The sequence below is a fragment of the Nocardia sp. NBC_01327 genome (genome assembly GCF_035958815.1).
Lineage (GTDB): Bacteria > Actinomycetota > Actinomycetes > Mycobacteriales > Mycobacteriaceae > Nocardia.
The window spans coordinates 3,977,698-3,993,823 of sequence record NZ_CP108383.1 but is presented as its reverse complement, the minus strand read 5'-3'; the positions used below and the strand labels follow the sequence as shown (position 1 = coordinate 3,993,823).

Annotated in this window: 19 protein-coding genes; 7 read left to right on the top strand and 12 right to left on the bottom strand. The window is 67.2% G+C overall.

The genetic code is table 11. The features are described 5' to 3' along the window. Positions 1–32: 32 nt before the first annotated feature. The gene (locus tag OG326_RS18060) at positions 33–626 is read right to left on the bottom strand and encodes a TetR/AcrR family transcriptional regulator (RefSeq protein WP_327145808.1); all 594 of its coding nucleotides are present in this window, start codon (positions 624–626) and stop codon (positions 33–35) included. A gap of 144 nt (positions 627–770) precedes the next feature. Between OG326_RS18060 and mptB the strand changes: the two genes are divergently transcribed. The 4 genes from mptB to OG326_RS18040 all read left to right on the top strand — a co-directional run bounded on the left by mptB (position 771) and on the right by OG326_RS18040 (position 5,210). Next, positions 771–2,453: a polyprenol phosphomannose-dependent alpha 1,6 mannosyltransferase MptB gene (gene mptB / locus OG326_RS18055; RefSeq protein WP_327145807.1), complete on the top strand. Its 1,683-nt coding sequence runs from the start codon at positions 771–773 to the stop codon at positions 2,451–2,453. Then, positions 2,450–3,382 carry an ABC transporter ATP-binding protein gene (locus OG326_RS18050; RefSeq protein ID WP_327145806.1) on the top strand — a complete coding sequence of 311 codons (933 nt, stop codon included), beginning with the start codon at positions 2,450–2,452 and terminating at the stop codon, positions 3,380–3,382. Before mptB ends, OG326_RS18050 begins: the two co-directional genes overlap by 4 nt. Next, a complete protein-coding gene (locus tag OG326_RS18045; protein WP_327145805.1) occupies positions 3,379–4,161 on the top strand; it encodes an ABC transporter permease in 783 nt (260 codons plus the stop codon). The genes OG326_RS18050 and OG326_RS18045 overlap by 4 nt, the downstream gene beginning before the upstream one ends. Before the next feature lie 74 nt (positions 4,162–4,235). After that, positions 4,236–5,210 carry a COX15/CtaA family protein gene (locus OG326_RS18040; RefSeq protein ID WP_327145804.1) on the top strand — a complete coding sequence of 325 codons (975 nt, stop codon included), beginning with the start codon at positions 4,236–4,238 and terminating at the stop codon, positions 5,208–5,210. A gap of 61 nt (positions 5,211–5,271) precedes the next feature. Here the strand turns inward: OG326_RS18040 and OG326_RS18035 are convergent, their stop codons facing one another. From OG326_RS18035 to OG326_RS18000, 8 genes are all read right to left on the bottom strand, one after another. Next, on the bottom strand, positions 5,272–5,784 hold the full coding sequence (locus OG326_RS18035) for a pyridoxamine 5'-phosphate oxidase family protein (protein ID WP_327145803.1): 513 nt from the start codon (positions 5,782–5,784) through the stop codon (positions 5,272–5,274). An 81-nt stretch (positions 5,785–5,865) separates the two neighbouring features. Next, entirely contained in the window at positions 5,866–6,741 is an 876-nt protein-coding gene (locus OG326_RS18030; RefSeq protein WP_327145802.1) for a class I SAM-dependent methyltransferase, read from the bottom strand. Positions 6,742–6,839: 98 nt separating this feature from the next. Next, the gene (locus tag OG326_RS18025; protein ID WP_327145801.1) at positions 6,840–7,268 is read right to left on the bottom strand and encodes a hypothetical protein; all 429 of its coding nucleotides are present in this window, start codon (positions 7,266–7,268) and stop codon (positions 6,840–6,842) included. A gap of 97 nt (positions 7,269–7,365) precedes the next feature. Further along, complete coding sequence (nagB, locus tag OG326_RS18020) at positions 7,366–8,148, bottom strand: glucosamine-6-phosphate deaminase (RefSeq protein WP_327145800.1); 783 nt, start codon at positions 8,146–8,148, stop codon at positions 7,366–7,368. Further along, entirely contained in the window at positions 8,136–9,302 is a 1,167-nt protein-coding gene (locus OG326_RS18015) for an N-acetylglucosamine-6-phosphate deacetylase (protein ID WP_327145799.1), read from the bottom strand. Before OG326_RS18015 ends, nagB begins: the two co-directional genes overlap by 13 nt. Further along, a complete protein-coding gene (gene ptsP, locus OG326_RS18010; RefSeq protein ID WP_327145798.1) occupies positions 9,299–10,954 on the bottom strand; it encodes a phosphoenolpyruvate--protein phosphotransferase in 1,656 nt (551 codons plus the stop codon). The genes OG326_RS18015 and ptsP overlap by 4 nt, the downstream gene beginning before the upstream one ends. Then, positions 10,944–11,207, bottom strand: coding sequence for an HPr family phosphocarrier protein (locus tag OG326_RS18005; protein ID WP_327145797.1), 264 nt, complete (start codon positions 11,205–11,207; stop codon positions 10,944–10,946). The genes ptsP and OG326_RS18005 overlap by 11 nt, the downstream gene beginning before the upstream one ends. Beyond that, the gene (locus tag OG326_RS18000; RefSeq protein ID WP_327145796.1) at positions 11,207–12,427 is read right to left on the bottom strand and encodes a PTS transporter subunit EIIC; all 1,221 of its coding nucleotides are present in this window, start codon (positions 12,425–12,427) and stop codon (positions 11,207–11,209) included. Before OG326_RS18000 ends, OG326_RS18005 begins: the two co-directional genes overlap by 1 nt. Positions 12,428–12,537: 110 nt before the next feature. Between OG326_RS18000 and OG326_RS17995 the strand changes: the two genes are divergently transcribed. Beyond that, positions 12,538–12,768, top strand: coding sequence for a PTS glucose/sucrose transporter subunit IIB (locus OG326_RS17995; protein ID WP_297626136.1), 231 nt, complete (start codon positions 12,538–12,540; stop codon positions 12,766–12,768). A 5-nt stretch (positions 12,769–12,773) separates the two neighbouring features. Next, on the top strand, positions 12,774–13,223 hold the full coding sequence (locus tag OG326_RS17990; RefSeq protein ID WP_327145795.1) for a PTS sugar transporter subunit IIA: 450 nt from the start codon (positions 12,774–12,776) through the stop codon (positions 13,221–13,223). A 79-nt stretch (positions 13,224–13,302) separates the two neighbouring features. Here the strand turns inward: OG326_RS17990 and OG326_RS17985 are convergent, their stop codons facing one another. Together OG326_RS17985 and OG326_RS17980 are read right to left on the bottom strand one after the other, a co-directional pair. Then, entirely contained in the window at positions 13,303–14,013 is a 711-nt protein-coding gene (locus OG326_RS17985) for a GntR family transcriptional regulator (RefSeq protein ID WP_327145794.1), read from the bottom strand. A gap of 61 nt (positions 14,014–14,074) precedes the next feature. Continuing rightward, complete coding sequence (locus tag OG326_RS17980) at positions 14,075–14,425, bottom strand: hypothetical protein (RefSeq protein WP_327145793.1); 351 nt, start codon at positions 14,423–14,425, stop codon at positions 14,075–14,077. A 98-nt stretch (positions 14,426–14,523) separates the two neighbouring features. Here OG326_RS17980 and OG326_RS17975 point away from each other — a divergent pair, with 98 nt between their 5' ends. After that, the gene (locus OG326_RS17975) at positions 14,524–15,489 is read left to right on the top strand and encodes a quinone oxidoreductase family protein (protein ID WP_327145792.1); all 966 of its coding nucleotides are present in this window, start codon (positions 14,524–14,526) and stop codon (positions 15,487–15,489) included. Here OG326_RS17975 and OG326_RS17970 read toward each other — a convergent pair whose 3' ends face one another. Further along, on the bottom strand, positions 15,490–16,095 hold the full coding sequence (locus OG326_RS17970; protein ID WP_327145791.1) for a TetR/AcrR family transcriptional regulator: 606 nt from the start codon (positions 16,093–16,095) through the stop codon (positions 15,490–15,492). Positions 16,096–16,126: the final 31 nt, after the last annotated feature.

Genomic DNA, 16,126 nt, shown 5'->3' with positions numbered 1-16,126 from the left:
ATCGCTAGAACGATCGTTCTGGACAACCCTCCCTAGGGTGAGTTCTGCTCGACGACAGAAACTTCGGCGAGACTCAGTCGGATCAGGCGGGCCAGGGCGGCGGAGACGGTGAGCAGCGGCTCGTCCGAGCGGCGAACTCTGGCGAGCAGTGTCGCGCCCTCGTACGCGGCGACGATCGTGGTGGACAGCTCATAGGACTCCCCCGCCGGCAACCCCATATCGGTGAGCAGTTGCGTGAAACCCGCTGTCATTGCATCGAATGCAGCAACGCACGCGGTGCGTACCGCCTCCACATCGCTGCCGCCGTCGAGCGCGGGCGTACCGACCGGACAGCCGTCGGTCCATTCGGACGCAGCGAGTTTCGCGGCCATGAAGTCGAACAGGGTTGCGGCCGTGCCGAACACATCGGCCGGAGCCTCACTGATCATGCGTCCCACCAGCACTCCGGTACCGGTGATGGCAGAGACTGCAATCTCCTCCTTACCACCCGGAAAGTGGTGGTAGATAGATCCGTACGGCAGCCCGGCCGCTTCGCTCAGCTTCTTCAGGCCGAATCCGTGATAGCCGTGCCGGGCCAGAAGTCCCGCCGCCGCCACCTCGATTCGACGCTTCGACTCGGAAACCATGCATCAAGCGTATGAGTGCGGTCCGACACCGGCAGCCCGAACAGCGCAAGGAACAGGCCGATACGCCGCGGTCTGTCCATCCCCACCCGGGTACAACCGGGCGATCGGAGTCCTCGATGGCACCCCCTACTAGTCTTTGCGGCTGTGGCAGTAGCGGACGGCGCGGGGCGCAGAGTGAGAGAACTGGGACGCCGGGCCCTCGGCCTGGACGTTCCGGCCGCCGACCACACCATTGCCGTGCTGCACAGCACCGAAACCGATGTGCCGGGGCTGGACCGGCGGGAAACGCTGCAGCTGAGCCGGATCCGCATGCTGGGCGCGACCGGCGCCGTGATCATGGCGATTTCGGCACTCGGTGTAGGCGCGCAGCCGGTGCATCAGAATCCGACCTCCGGTATGCGGGTGCTGGGATTCTTCGCGCGGGCGCACACCTCCACGCTGGCCATGTGCATGATCGGCACGGTTCTGGTGGTGATGGCCTGGCTGCTGCTGGGCCGCTTCGCCGTCGGCGGCTGGGGTGGGCATCCGCGGCATCGGCTCACCCGGTCGCAGCTGGATCGGACGCTGCTGCTGTGGATCATTCCTCTCAGTGTCGCGCCGCCCATGTTCAGCAATGACGTGTACTCGTATCTGGCGCAGAGCGAGATCGCCGCGCGCGGGCTCGACCCCTATGCGGTCGGCCCGGCGGACGGCCTGGGACTCAACAATGTCCTGACCAACAATGTGCCGAATATCTGGCGTGAGACGCCCGCGCCGTACGGTCCGCTGTTCCTGTGGATGGGGCGCGGCATCTCGGAGTTGGCCGGGGACAACATCATTGCCGGGGTGTGGCTGCACCGGCTGCTCGCGCTCGCGGGTGTGGCGCTGATCGTCTGGGCGCTGCCGCGGCTGTCGCGCCGCTGCGGTGTCGCGCCGGTGAGCGCGCTGTGGCTGGGTGCGGCCAATCCGCTGGTGCTGTTCCACCTGGTCGGCGGCGTGCACAATGACGCGCTCATGCTCGGGCTGATGCTGGCCGGTACGGAGTTCTGCCTGCGCGCCGTCGAGGACACCCATCCGTTCGACAAACGCGCGTGGACGCTGCTGGTGTTCGGCGTCGTGGTCATCACGCTGTCGTCCTCGATCAAGATCACGTCGATTATCGCGCTCGGCTTCGTGACCATGGCCCTGGCCAAACGCTGGCGGGGCGGATTGCGCACGGTCCTCATCGCCGGAGCACTGCTCGGCGCGATGGCCATAGCCACCACGCTGTTCGTGAGTTTCGCCAGCGGTCTCGGCTTCGGCTGGATTCATACGCTCAATGCCGCCACCACCGTGCGCAGTTGGATGTCGGTGCCGACGGCGCTCGGCATCGTCACCGGATTCGGCGGCGTACTGCTCGGACTCGGCGATCACACCACAGCTCTGCTCGGCATCACCCGGCCCATCGCCGGGGCGATCGCGGTGTTCGTGACCATCCGCATGCTGGTCGCCGCCTGGACCGGGCGCTTGCATCCGGTCGGCGCCATGGGCGTCTCGCTCGGCGCGATCGTGCTGCTGTTCCCGGTGGTGCAGCCCTGGTATCTGCTGTGGGCGATCGTGCCGCTGGCCGCCTGGGCGAACCGGCCCGCCTTCCGGGTGCCTGCCGTCGCGTTCTCGGCGGTGGTGAGCGTGATCCTCATGCCGCGCGGCGCGGACTTCTACGTCTTCCAGATCGTGGAGTCCGCGATCGCCACCGTGCTCGTGGGCGTACTGCTGATCTTCCTCACCAGAAATGTGCTGCCGTGGCGCAATCAGCCGGGGGTGTCGGCTCCGTCACAGCAGCCCACGGCCTACGGTGTGTCCTCGTGACCGCAGCCTCGGAACCCGCCGTCAGAGTCGACGGCGTCGTCAAACGCTACGGCGATACCACCGCAGTCGATGGTCTCAGCTTCGTCCTCGAACGCGCGCAGGTGCTGGCGCTGCTCGGCCCCAATGGCGCCGGCAAGACGACCACCACCGAGATGTGCGAGGGTTTCGTCTCCCCCGACGCCGGGACCGTGCGGGTACTGGGCCTGGACCCGATCGCCGATTCCGACAAATTGCGCCCGCGCATCGGCGTGATGCTGCAGGGCGGCGGCGCGTATCCGGGTTCGCGGGCCGGGGAGATGCTGGATCTGGTCGCCTCCTATTCGGCGCATCCGCTCGATCCGGACTGGCTGTTGAAGACGCTCGGGCTGCAGGATGCGCGCCGCACTCCGTACCGGCGGCTCTCCGGCGGTCAGCAGCAGCGATTGGCACTGGCCTGTGCGCTGGTCGGCCGGCCCGAGATCGTCTTCCTGGACGAGCCGACCGCCGGATTGGACGCGCAGGCAAGGCATCTCGTGTGGGAGCTCATCGACGCGCTGCGCCGCGACGGCGTCAGCGTGCTGCTGACCACGCATCTCATGGACGAGGCCGAACAGCTGGCCGATCAGCTGGTCATCATCGACCACGGCCGCATTGTCGCCCAGGGCACGCCCAGCGAGGTCACCTCGCACGGCGCCGAAGGCCGGCTGGCCTTCACCGCACCTCCGAATCTCGACCTCGTACTGCTGACCGCGGCGCTACCGGAGGGCTTCACCCCCAAGGAGGCCTCGCCCGGCTCCTACCAGCTGCACGGCGATATCACCCCGCAGGTTCTCGCGACCGTGACGGCCTGGTGCGCACAGATCAATGTGCTGCCCACCGACATTCGCATCGACCAGCGCCGCCTGGAAGACGTCTTCCTCGAACTGACCGGCCGGGAGATCAGAGGATGACCGAGACTGACAACCGCTTCGCACCGGGCACGTTCACCCCGGCGCCGCAGCCGACCACACGCGCCAAGATGCTGGTCTCGCAGACGCGCATGGAGCTGATCCTGTTGCTGCGCAATGGGGAGCAGCTGCTGCTGACCATGTTCATTCCGATCACGCTGCTGATCGGGCTGACGCTGCTGCCGATGAGCGGGCTGGGCGCGCATCGCGTGGATCGGGTGGTGCCCGCGGTCATGATGGTGGCGGTCATGTCCACCGCGTTCACCGGGCAGGCCATCGCGGTCGGCTTCGATCGGCGCTACGGTGCGCTGAAACGCCTTGGGGCAACACCCCTCCCACGCTGGGGCATCGTGGCGGGCAAGTGCGCGGCCGTGCTCATCGTCGTGGTGTTGCAGTCGATTCTGCTGGGCGCCATCGGTGTTGCGCTCGGCTGGCGGCCGTCGATCCTCGGGCTCGCGCTCGGTGCGGTCGTGATCGCGCTGGGCACAGTCGCTTTCGGTGCCCTCGGCCTGCTGCTGGGCGGGACGCTCAAGGCGGAGATCGTGCTGGCGCTGGCGAATATCCTCTGGTTCATCATGCTGGGCACCGCGAGCCTGGTCGTCATGTCCGATGACATTCCGCATGCCGTGAATCTGATCGCCCGGATCATTCCCTCGGGTGCGCTGTCGGAGTGCCTGAATCAGGCGCTGCGCAAGAGTGTCGACTGGTACGGCATTGCCGTTCTTGCCGCCTGGGGCAGCGTGAGCGGCTGGCTGGCGACGCGTTTCTTCCGCTTCGACTGACCGCTCCCCCGACTAACGACGCGTTGTAGTAGGGCCGGTGATCGGCCCGAATACGCTCCCGCTACCATCGACGCGTGCTATCTCGCGCATTCCAGCGACTCGTCGACCTGCTCCCGATGCCCTCGCTCCGGGTGCAGCGCATCATCGCTTTCGCGGTGATCCTGTCCCAGGCCGGAATCTCGGTGACCGGGGCCATTGTTCGGGTCACCTCCTCCGGGCTCGGTTGCCCCACTTGGCCGCAATGCTTCCCGGGCAGCTTCACGCCGTCGACGGTGTCCGAAGTGCCGGTGATCCATCAGGCGGTCGAATTCGGCAATCGCATGCTGACTTTCGCGGTGACACTGTGCGCGGCCCTGGTGGTCATCGCGGTGTTCCGCGCGCGGCGGCGCTACGAGGTGAAGGTGTACGCGTGGCTGATGCCCGGCGGCACCGTGCTGCAGGCGATCCTCGGCGGCATTACCGTGCGCACCGGACTGCTGTGGTGGACCGTGTCGGTGCATCTGCTGGTATCCATGCTGATGGTGTGGCTGTCGGTGCTGCTCTACGCCAAGATCTGCGAACCCGATGACGGCATCGAAACCGTGCGGGTGCCCAAGCCGCTGCAGTGGCTGACCGGATTCAGTTCGATTGCGCTGTCCGCGACGCTGATTGCGGGCACCCTGGTCACGGGTGCGGGACCGCATGCCGGTGACAAGAGCATCGAGAAGCCGGTCGCGCGCTTGCAGGTGGAGATCGTCACGCTGGTGCATCTGCATGCCGAGATGCTGGTCGCGTATCTGTCGCTGCTGGTCGGCCTGGCGTGTGGCCTGGCTGCCATCGGCATGAACAGGGCCATTCGCAACCGGCTGATTGTGCTGATCGTGCTGGTGTGCAGCCAGGCGCTGGTCGGCATCGTGCAGTACTTCACGAATGTTCCGGCCGCGCTGGTGGCCGTGCACGTCGGTGGCGCGGCGGCCTGCACCGCGGCGACCGCGGCCCTGTGGGCGGCAATGCGCACTCGGGAATCGGTGACCGCGGTGGTCGCCGAACCGGTCGCTCAGAACGCGTGACATCGGCACCGGCCGGGAAAGCCGGTGCTGTACGCGGTGTTTCGGTCAGGCGGTGTTTCGGTCAGGCCGGGAAGCGGTAGCGAGTCTGACTGAAGGGCTCGCCCTTACCGAAGGCCAGCACCTTCTCCGGCGCGATGCCGTAGACCGACGCCGTGCCACCCCGGCCGTCCGAGAATCCGTCGCCGTCCACGCTGAAGTCCCAGTCCAGCTGCACCTTCCACAGCTGGGCCAGCGCGCTGAGCGTCGGCACATCGGTAATGCGCTCGGCCGTTCCCTCGACCACCACATCGACCCCGGAGTTCAGCCGATCACTGCCGGTCGTCAGCACGCAGCGCGGTTCGCGGACGAGGTTCACCGCCTTCTGCTCGTTATCGCCGGTGCAGATGTGCAGGCGGCCGTCATGCCAGATCGCGGGCAACGGTGTCACATGCGGGCGGCCGTCGCGCCGGACCGTGGACAGCCAGAAGATCTCCGCCTGGTTCAGCGCGTCGGTCACCTCGGCCCATGACGGCGCAACCGCCCCCGGGCTGCTGAAACGCTGATCCAGTTCGACCACGGGCTCGAGCTCGGACATGACTGATCTCCTGTTCGCAGGTGTGCCGTTATCAGTGCAGACCGCGTGCGAGGACAAAATTCATCGGTGCCCCGGCCGAGATCACTGCCGGTCGGCGACGGTGACCCTGCTGCTGGCCAGGAAGGAATCGCGCTCGATCGCCAGGTCCAGTCCGCGGGCGATGCTGAGCTGATCCACATCAGTGGTGACGTCGAAACCACGCGCGCCCAGTAGTTTTCGCATCCGCTCCGGCGGCCAGGACGACCGATTCGGCTCCCCCGCCATGGGGTTGTTCCGCCCCGCCAGATTCAGCAGCACCTGCACCGTCTTACGGCCGATCGAATACACCCGTGACGGCACGGGATAGGTGAGGATCAACCGGCTGCCGGGCGCACTGTGCTTGCCGACCATCTCCACCGTGGCCTCGACCTGCTCCGGCGTCAGATAGGGCACCACACCCTCCCAGATCCAGGTGGTGGGCCGGGTCTCGTCGTGCCCGGCCTCGGCGAGCGCCGCACCCAGGGAATCACGCGCGAAGTCCACCGGAACGAAGCGCACCGAGGCCGCCAGCGCCGTCCGCTCCCCCAGCCGTTCCCGCTTCTCCTGCTGGGAGGCAGGCTGATCGACCTCGAAGACGTCCACCTCGGCGAGCTCGGCCATGCGCCAGGCGCGCGCATCCAATCCGGCGCCGAGAATCACCAGCTGCGGATTGCCGCGCTCACGCACCGCATCGTCGATGGCGACCGTCCGCACCACCAGCACTTCCGTAGTGCCGGTGAGCAATTCGTATTCCATTCGCTCACCGAACGGCTTGGGCCGGACCCCGGACCGCACCCGGCCCACAGGCTCCTGCTCCGCGGCGGTCAGTAGCTCTATCGCGACCGGGTCGGCAAACCGCCCGACCGCCAACCGTCCATCCGCCACGGCCCGGCCCTGACACACCAGAACCGCCGTCCGACTCGCCTTGCGCTCGGCCATGCCGACCATTATTCAGCGACGGCCCGACATGCGCTCGCGGGACACGTTGCCCGGACCGGCGCAGGCCCCGATGCGCGATGGCCGCCGACCGGGATCGATCAGACGCTCCGGCGCGCCCGCAGGCCCGCGATGCCCAGCGCGATATCGGCGAGAATCTCGAAAATCGCTGCGAACCAGGAGAATCCATTGACGTGGGCGGCGGCGGGCGGATTGATGAAGCTGTCACTGAACGGGCCGAACCAGTCGGGGAAGAGATGAACGAGGGTGAAGCCCACCGCACTGGCGAAGCCCACGGCTATGGCCGCCGGCGCGGCCCAGCGATGCCCGCGGTAGACGAGCACGATGGTGACGAGGGCGAGGATCAGTTGAGCGGTCCCCAGCGTCATGACCGTCGATGAGCTGGCGCTCATTCCGCGACGCAGGTGATCGGAGCCGTGCACGAGCAGGGCCACCGCGAAAACCGCTGTCACCGAACGCAATTGCTTATCGGCGACGGATGCGGGCAAGGTATCTGCCGAACCGGTCATGGCGCCCCCCGAGAACGAAGTTCTTCGACAACTACTACCTATTGTAGTACTTCATCGGGCCGGACGACAGTTATCGCCGATCCTCGTTCCCGGAGGTTCAGAAGGTTTGCCAGGCGGGCTTGTTCTCGACGGCGAAGCGGTAGTACTCGACTGCCTTCAGGTCGGCGGCGGCCTCGGGGTCGACGATGACGGTCACGTGGGGGTGCATCTGGAGGATCGAGGCGGGGCAGAAAGCCGAGACGGGGCCTTCGACGGCCGCGGCGACGGCGTCGGCTTTGCCGGCGCCGGTGGCGATCATGACGAGATGGTCTGCGTCGCTGATGGTTCCGAGGCCCTGGGTCAGGACGTGGGTGGGGACCTGGGTCAGGTCGTCGTCGAAGAAGCGGGCATTGTCTTCGCGGGTCTTCGGGGTCAAGGTTTTCACCCGGGTGCGGGAGCGCAGGGAGGAGCCGGGTTCGTTGAAGCCGAGGTGACCGTTGGCGCCGATGCCGAGGATCTGCACCGAGATGCGGCCGGTCTGTGCGATCGAGCGCTCGTAATCGGCTGCGGCGGCGGGGATGTCGGCGGCATTGCCGTCGGGGCTGTGCACATCGGAGTCCTCGAAGTCCACGTGCGAGGTGAATTCGTCGCGGATGAACTGCGCGTAGGACTGCGGATGCCCGGGCGGGAGGCCGATGTACTCATCGAGCAGAAACGCCTGCACGCCACGGAAACTCAGATCCGCCTCGCGGTACTGGCGAATGAGTTCCCGGTAGGCGCCGAGCGGTGAGGAGCCGGTGGCCAGGCCGATGGCGCGGGCCCCCCGGCGTACATGGTCGGCCATGATGCGGCCCGCCAGCACACCGGCTTCGGCCGCGTTATCGGTGATCACGAGTTCCATGGGACTCCGTCCTTGTACACGGTCAGTGGGGTCAGATGGTGGTCGGTGACGAGCACGTCGGCATGCATACCCGCGCGGAGCGCACCTATCTGGTCCGCGCGGCCGAGCAGACGAGCGGGGGTGGCGCAGGCGGCCGTGGCAGCGGCGGTGAGTTCCACGCCCGCATGGAAGACGGTACGGCGCAGCACGTCCGAGGCGGTCGCCGTCCCTCCCGCGATCGCGCCCTCACCGTTCGGGTCGTAGAGGCGCGAAACCCCGTCCTTCACCACAACATCCAGACTGCCCAGGTGATAGCGCCCATCGGGCTGACCGGCGGCCGCCATGGCATCGGTGATGAGGGCGAGATTGTCCGGGCCGAGGGTGTCGAAAACCATGCGGACGGTGCCGTCGGCCAGATGGACGCCGTCACCGATCACCTCGGCCACCACATCACCGCGTCCGGCGGCGGCCATGGCGGCGGTGAGGAAATTGGCGTCGCGATGCGCGAGCTCCGGCATGGCATTGAACAGATGGGTGATGGACACCCGCCAACCGCGGCGCATCGCATGCACCGAGCGCTCGTAGTCGGCGACCGTATGCCCCAGCGACAGCACCACATTCGCGTCCGCGAGCACATCGGCGAGCGCGTCGAAGTGCACGACCTCCGGGGCGATGGTGACCGAGACGATGCGCCCGCCCGCGTAGTCGATGAGGCGATCCAGCATGGCCGGGTCACCGGCGATGATCCGGTCGGGATTGTGCGCGCCCCGCCGATGTTCGCTGATGAACGGACCTTCGAGATGAATGCCCGCGAGCAGTCCGGAGTCGACGGCCCCGCCCAATACGCCGATGCGTTCGCGCAGTTCGGTTTCGGTGGCGGAGACCAGCGAGGCCACCAGCGTGGTGGTGCCGCGCCGGCGATGGAAGTCCGCCGCCACGGCGATGCCTTCGGCGTCGGCTTCGGGAAAGCCGAACCCACCGCCGCCGTGGCAGTGCACGTCGATGAGCCCGGGCAGGATCACCGGCGGGCAGTCCGCCACGGCGGGCAGCTCACCGGTGAATCCCTGTGCCGGGCCGACGAAGTCGAGCACCGGTCCGTCGAACGACACCACACCGTCGGCGATATCGCCCGCCTCGGTGAGGGAGACGACCCGGCCGCGCAGTGTCGTCCTCACCTACCTCGCCCCAGCGCGGTGCGGGCCGCCTGTAATGCCTCGTCGGCGGTTCGCGCGGCAAGCACTGCGGCAGCGGCATTTCGGCATTGCTCCAGAGTGACCTCTGCGAGCATTGCCCGCACCCCCGCCAGTGATCGCGGCACCATGGACAGTGTCTCGACACCGAGACCCACCAGGACACAGGCGAATTCGGGATTGGACGCCGATTCGCCGCAGACGCCGACCTTGACATGATGCTTGCCCGCTCCGGCGACCACCATGGTTATGGTCGCAGACAGTGCGGGCTGCCACGGATTGTGCAGCGCCGCCAGCGACGAGGACATGCGATCCGCGCCGAACAGGTACTGCGACAGATCATTGGTGCCTATGGAGAAGAAATCCACCTCCGCGCCGAGTTGCTCGGCGCGCAAGGCCGCGGCCGGGATCTCGACCATGACGCCGGGCGAGTGCACTCCCGCCTCGCGCGCGCGAGCGGCGAAGTAGTTCGCCTCCTCGACCGTGCCGACCATGGGCGCCATGACCTGCACGGCGGCGCCGGTGGCCTGTCGTGCGGCCTCGATGGCCGTGAGCTGGTCGAGCAGCGTCCCCTCATCGACGCTGCTCAACCGCAGCCCGCGCACACCGAGCGCGGGGTTCTCCTCGTCCGGCAGATTCAGGAACGGCAGCGGCTTATCGGATCCGGCGTCCAGGGTCCGCACCGTGATCGGGCGCTCCCCCAGGACGCGGAAGATCTCCGCGTACTGCTCCGTCTGCTCGGCGACCGTCGGCGCGGATTGCCTGCCCAGGAACAGGAATTCGGTCCGGAACAGTCCGACACCCTCGGCGCCGAGTTCGACCGCGAGCCGCGCATCGGCGGCGCTGCCCACATTGGCGAGCAGCGGCACCGCATGCCCGTCGGCCGTACGACCCGGACCGGTGGGAGCGTCTACCTGCCGCGCACGCACGGCAAGTACTTCCTCGCGACGCTGCGCCCCCGGTTCGACTTCGACTGTGCCGCTGGTTCCGTCGAGCGCCACCACGGTGTTCTCCGCGATCTCGACCGCGTCCGGGCAGGCCACCACGGCCGGAATACCCAGTGCCTTGGCCAGAATCGCGGTGTGCGAGGTGGGTCCGCCTGCGACGGTGAGCAATCCGACCACGAGCCGCGGATCGAGCGTCGCCGTATCGGCGGGTGCGAGATCCTGGGCGGCCAGCACGAAAGGCTCAGCGCTGTCCGGGATTCCGGGCGGATCCACTCCCAGCAGTTCCGCGACCACCCGCTGACCCACATCCCGCAGGTCGGAGGCGCGCTCGGCCATCATGCCGCCCAGCGCCGCCAACTGCTCGGCGAAGTGGGCGACGGCGTCGGTGACCGAGTGCGCGGTGGGGCCGCCGGCACGGATGCCCGTGCGCACCTGGTCGAGCAGAGCCGGATCGGCCGCCAGCGCCGAGGTCATGAACAGAATGTCGGCGGCCGGGCCCTGCGCCGTGTCCGCCTGCGCGGCATAGCGGCCCGCAACGGTCTCGAAAGCGGTTTCGGCACGGGAGATCTCGGCCTCGACATCACTGCCGGGAGCATCGGACGAGCTGGTGACCGGCGCGGACGCCAGCCACTTCACCGCTCCGAGCGCCACTCCGGGAGCAGCGGCGACACCGTGGATCTCACGCGTCAAGATCGGTCTCCAGCAGCGTGACGAGCCGGCCGAGGACCTCGTCCCCGCCGTCCTCGGTGTAGAGGGTGACGGTGTCGCCCTGCTTCACGCCGAGGGTCATCACCTGCAGCAGACTGCCGGCGGCGACGGGCGGCTTGCCGTCGATCGAAATCGTCACGGGCGTGGCCGATTTGGCGGCAGCCTGTGCGAAGAGGGCTGCCGGCCGAGCATGCAGCCCGGTCTTCGACGCAACAACAGCGGTGCGATTGATCATTACGCGACGTTCTCCTTCTCGATCTCTTCTTCTTCGGGTTCACGACCCGGTGTCGGCAGATTCCAGCGTCGAATGATGAAGCTGAAGGTGAAGTAGTACAGGACCGCGTACCCGAGTCCGATCGGTATCAGCAGCAGCGGGTGTGTCGCCTTGCCGAAGTTCAGCAGATAGTCGATGGCGCCCGCGGAGAAGGTGAAGCCGTCGTGGATGCCCAGCGCATTGGTCAGTGCGAGTGAGGTTCCGGTGAAGAGCGCGTGGATGAGCAGCAGCGGCCAGGCCACGAAGATGAAGGCGAATTCCAGCGGCTCGGTGATGCCGGTGACGAAGGCGGTCAGACCGGTCGAGAGCATGATGCCGCCGATCATCTTGCGGTTCTCCGGCTTGGCATTGCGCCAGATGGCGAGCGCGGCGGCGGGCAGGCCGAACATCATGATCGGGAAGAAGCCGGTCATGAAGGTGCCCGCGGACGGGTCACCGGCCAGGAAGCGCGGGATATCGCCGTGTGCGCCGTTGTAGTCGCCGATCACGAACCACACCACCGAGTTCAGAATGTGGTGCAGGCCCAGGGGCAGCAGCATGCGGTTGGCGAAACCGAAGACACCGCCGCCGACGACCGAGTTGTCGGCCACGGTATTGCCGAGCCAGGTGAGGCCGGAGTTGAAGGCCGGGTAGATGAACGACATGCCCACGCCGATGATCACCGCGGCACAGGCGGTCAGGATCGGGACCAGGCGGCGGCCGGAGAAGAAGCCGAGGTAGTCCGGGAGCTGGGTGCGGTGGTAGCGCTGCCAGAGAATCGCCGCGGTCAGGCCGATGACGATGCCGCCGAGGACACCGAAATTCACCAGCGCCTGAGCGCCTTTGGCGTCGGTCTTGCCCTCCAGCACCACCGGGGACATGGCCTTGAGGACACCGCCGAAGGCGAGATATCCGACGACCGCGGCGAGTGCGGTCGAGCCGTCGGCCTTCTTGGCCCAGCCGATGGCGATACCGACGGCGAACAGCAACGGTAGGGCGTCGATGAGTGCACCGCCGGCGCCGGCGAGCACGCTGGCGACAGTCTTGGTGGCCGACCAGCGGCCGATCATGTCGTCCTGTCCTAGTCGTAGCAACAGGCCGGCAGCAGGTAGCGTGGCAATCGGCAGCATCAAGCTACGGCCGAGCTTCTGCAATCCGGACAGGTCGATTTTCTTGCGCGCGCCCTGGGCGGTATCGGCCATAGCGGTGTTCCTCGGTCTGTGAATAGGGTCACCCGGCGGTATGGTGACTGGTTATAACCACATATAACTGGTTATAACCAGCTTTGTCCACTCGACACGCAGGAGGAATCATGTCGAAAGTCGATCAGATCGTCGCCGGACTCGGCGGCACCGACAACATCGTCGAAGTAGAGGGCTGCATCACGCGCCTGCGCGTCGAGGTCAAGGACGCCACGAAGGTGAACGAGAAGGATCTCAAGGCCGCCGGCGCACACGGCGTGGTCAAGATGGGTGACGCGGTTCAGGTCGTGGTCGGTCCGACCGCCGATGCCCTGGCCGAAGACATCAACGATCTCCTCTGAGCGCCATGAGCACGGAGATTCTCGCGCCCCTGCCCGGCCGCGCCATCCCGCTGTCGGAGGTACCCGATCCGGTGTTCGCGGCCGAGATGGTCGGCGCGGGCGTGGCCATCGAACCGCCCGATACCGATGAGCCGATCACGGTGGTCGCACCCATCGCGGGCGCCATCGTGAAGCTGCATCCGCATGCCGCCGTCATCCTCAGCGATGCGGGTGTCGGGGTGCTGCTGCATGTCGGCATCGATACCGTCGGCAAGACGGATCTGTTCCAGGTGCGGGCCGCCGAGGGCGATCGCATCGAGATTGGCGAACCCCTGGTTACCTTCTCGCCGAATGCCATTCGCCGCCTGGGGCTCAGCGCCGCGGTGCCGGTGGTGGTGATGGACAGCGCGCCGGGTTCGGCGCAGCACGCGGCCTCCGGCGCGGTGGCCGCGGGCGAGGTCCTCTTCTCTATCTGAGCGGACAATGATCTGAGCCCCGGCCTGAATCAGGCTGGGGCTCAATCATGTTCGGGGCAATATCGGGTTCGGCTGCGGCTCAGTCGTTCTGGCCGCTGTCCCCCGCCGAAACAGTCATGTAGACCTGGTATCGGTCTGCGCGGTACCAGGATTGGGCGTGTTCGACGCACCGGTCCCGCGAGTACGACATGCGATCGAAGGCCAGCAGCGGCGATCCGACATCGGTGCCGAGCCAGCCCGCGTTCCGCTCGTCCGAGGCCACCGCGCGCACCGTTTGATCGGCACGGTCGACGGGGCAGTCGTACTCCCGATTCAGCAGTGAGTACAGCGATTTCGTCAGATCGTGGTCGAGCAGTCCGGGCAGCAGATCGGCCCGGTACCAGCCGTCGTCGATGGAGATGGGCAGTCCGTCGGCGAGCCGCAATCGCACCAGATGGAATGCCTTGTCGTCGGTCCCGATCCCGAGCGCGGCGATCGAGGCCGGCGGCGGCACATCGAAATCGGTGTGCAGCACCACGGTGCTCGGGGTGCGGCCCAGCCGTCGCATGTCCTCGCTGAAGGAGGCCATATGCAGTCGCGAGCGCGCGACGCGTTCGGCGACGAAGGTGCCTTTACCGGGGATGCGGGTGATGACACCCTCGGATTCGAGCTGGCCCAGCACCTCTCGCACCGTCATGCGACTGACGCGGTAGTCATCGCAGAGTTGCCGTTCACTGGGCAGCATTTCGCCGGGGCGCAGCGTTGCGCACAGGGTCGTCAGCGCGGAACGCAGCTGCGCCTGTTTTGTCACTCGACCGGACACGGTGTCCTCGGCGAGTGCACGCCCCCCGCGGGTTGCGGGTTCATTCGACCTACTTCTCGTTGCGTGCCTTGGGGAATCGCTTCTGCTTGGCTACCCAGCCTGCCATCTTCGCCCAGTGGCCCTTGGCGGGGGTGACGGTGGAGATGAGTTCGCGGTTCCATTCGTCGGCCTCGGTGAGCCCGTCGACGGCGGCGACCAGCGCCTTGGCGGTCTCCAGATCGCCGACGACCCGGTCGCCGAGAATGCCATCGGAGCCGACGAGGGTGACCCGGACGCCGATGCGGCCGACGGGCTGCAGCACCGCGGTGGCACTGCCGCCGTGCTCGGCGAGGAATCCCTTCACCGAATCGATGATGGACGGCGACAGCTTGGCAGGTGCGGATGCGGCGGTAGCGCTCATGCCGGCCAGTTTACCCACGGGTAAAGCGGACTCCATGAGGTGCCGGTGTTGCCTGCGTCGCTCACGACCCGCCGATGCGGCGGGTGTAGAACAGAGTCATGCGCGCCATCGAGGTTTCCGAGCACGGCGGTCCCGAGGTTCTCCGGTCGGCCGAGGTAGCGGACCCGCAGGTCGGGCCCGGACAGCTGCTGGTGGACACCGAGGCGATCGGTGTCAATTTCATCGACACCTATATCCGTACCGGGCGTTATCCGACACCCGTGCCCTACATTCCGGGCGCCGAGGGCACCGGCGTGGTGGCCGCGGTCGGGCCGGAGGTCACGGAGTTCCAGGTCGGCGATCGGGTGGCGTGGGCGACCGCACCCGCCAGTTATGCCGAGAAGGTGCTGGTTGCCGCCGAATTCGCGATTCCGGTACCGGCCGGGGTGCCCGCGCCGGTCGCGGCTTCGGCACTGCTGCAGGGCATGACGGCGCACTATCTGATCGAGTCGATCTACAAGCCCGAGATGGGCGAGACCGTGCTCGTGCACGCGGGTGCGGGTGGTGTCGGGCTGATCCTGACCCAGCTGCTGGCGGCGCGCGGGGTGCAGGTGATCACCACCGTGTCCACCGATGACAAAGAGAAGCTCTCCCGTGAGGCGGGCGCGGCCGAGGTACTGCGCTACGAGGACGACATTGCCGCGCGCGTAAGGGAACTCACCCATGGGATGGGCGTGGCGGCCGCCTACGACGGGGTGGGCGCGAACACCTTCGAGGCCAGTCTGGCCTCGGTACGGGTGCGCGGCATGCTGGCGCTGTACGGCGGGGCCAGCGGGCCGGTGCCGCCCTTCGATCTGCAGCGGCTCAATCCCGCCGGATCGCTGTTCGTGACCCGGCCGACGCTGGCGCACTATGTGCGCGATCGCGCCGAATTGCTGTGGCGCGCAGGCGACATCATGAATGCCATTGCCGACGGAACCCTGAAGATCCGGATCGGCGCGAGTTATGCCCTCGCCGATGCCGAGCAGGCGCATCGAGATCTGGAGGGGCGCAAGACCACCGGATCGGTTGTGCTGCTGCCCTGATCAGGTGATGTCGCGGCCGGTCAGGCCGCGGTAGATGAAGCGCGTCAGCGCCTCGACGGCCTGCTCGTCGGTCAGTTCGAGCGCGCCGTCCTCGACGGCCTGCAGTAGCGCGCTCGTCGCCAGGAACATGATGGCGAGGCTGACGTCCGGGCTGCCGGGAAGTTCCAGACCGGCGGCGGGAAAGCCGTCGAGATGGTCGCGGATGCCCAGCCGCTGCTGTGCGCCGAAATCGGCCACTATGCGGGCGAAATCCTCGCTGACCAGGGCGGCCTGGGAGGTGGCGCGCAATACCGCCCAATTGTGGCGAGCGAAGCTCCAGTAGCTGTCGACGTGGTAGCGCACCGCCTCCGGATCGGTGAAATCCGGTTTGTGGTCCGGTGATTCGGCGGAGACGTCGCCTTCTGCCTCGAGGTCGTTCAGCAGCGCCTGGAGAATCTCCTCCTTGCCGGCGAAGTGGTTGTAGAACGAGCCGGCCGCCCGGCCGGCCGCGGCGGTGATATCGGTGATCTTGGTGTTCAGGTAGCCGCGTTCGGCGAAGAGCCGTCGCGCGGCGCTCTTGAGCGCCTGCTCGGTCTCCGTCGACCGCTCCTGGCGTCGCCCAGCCATTCGAACCACCTCCTTGACAGCGGAAACTACC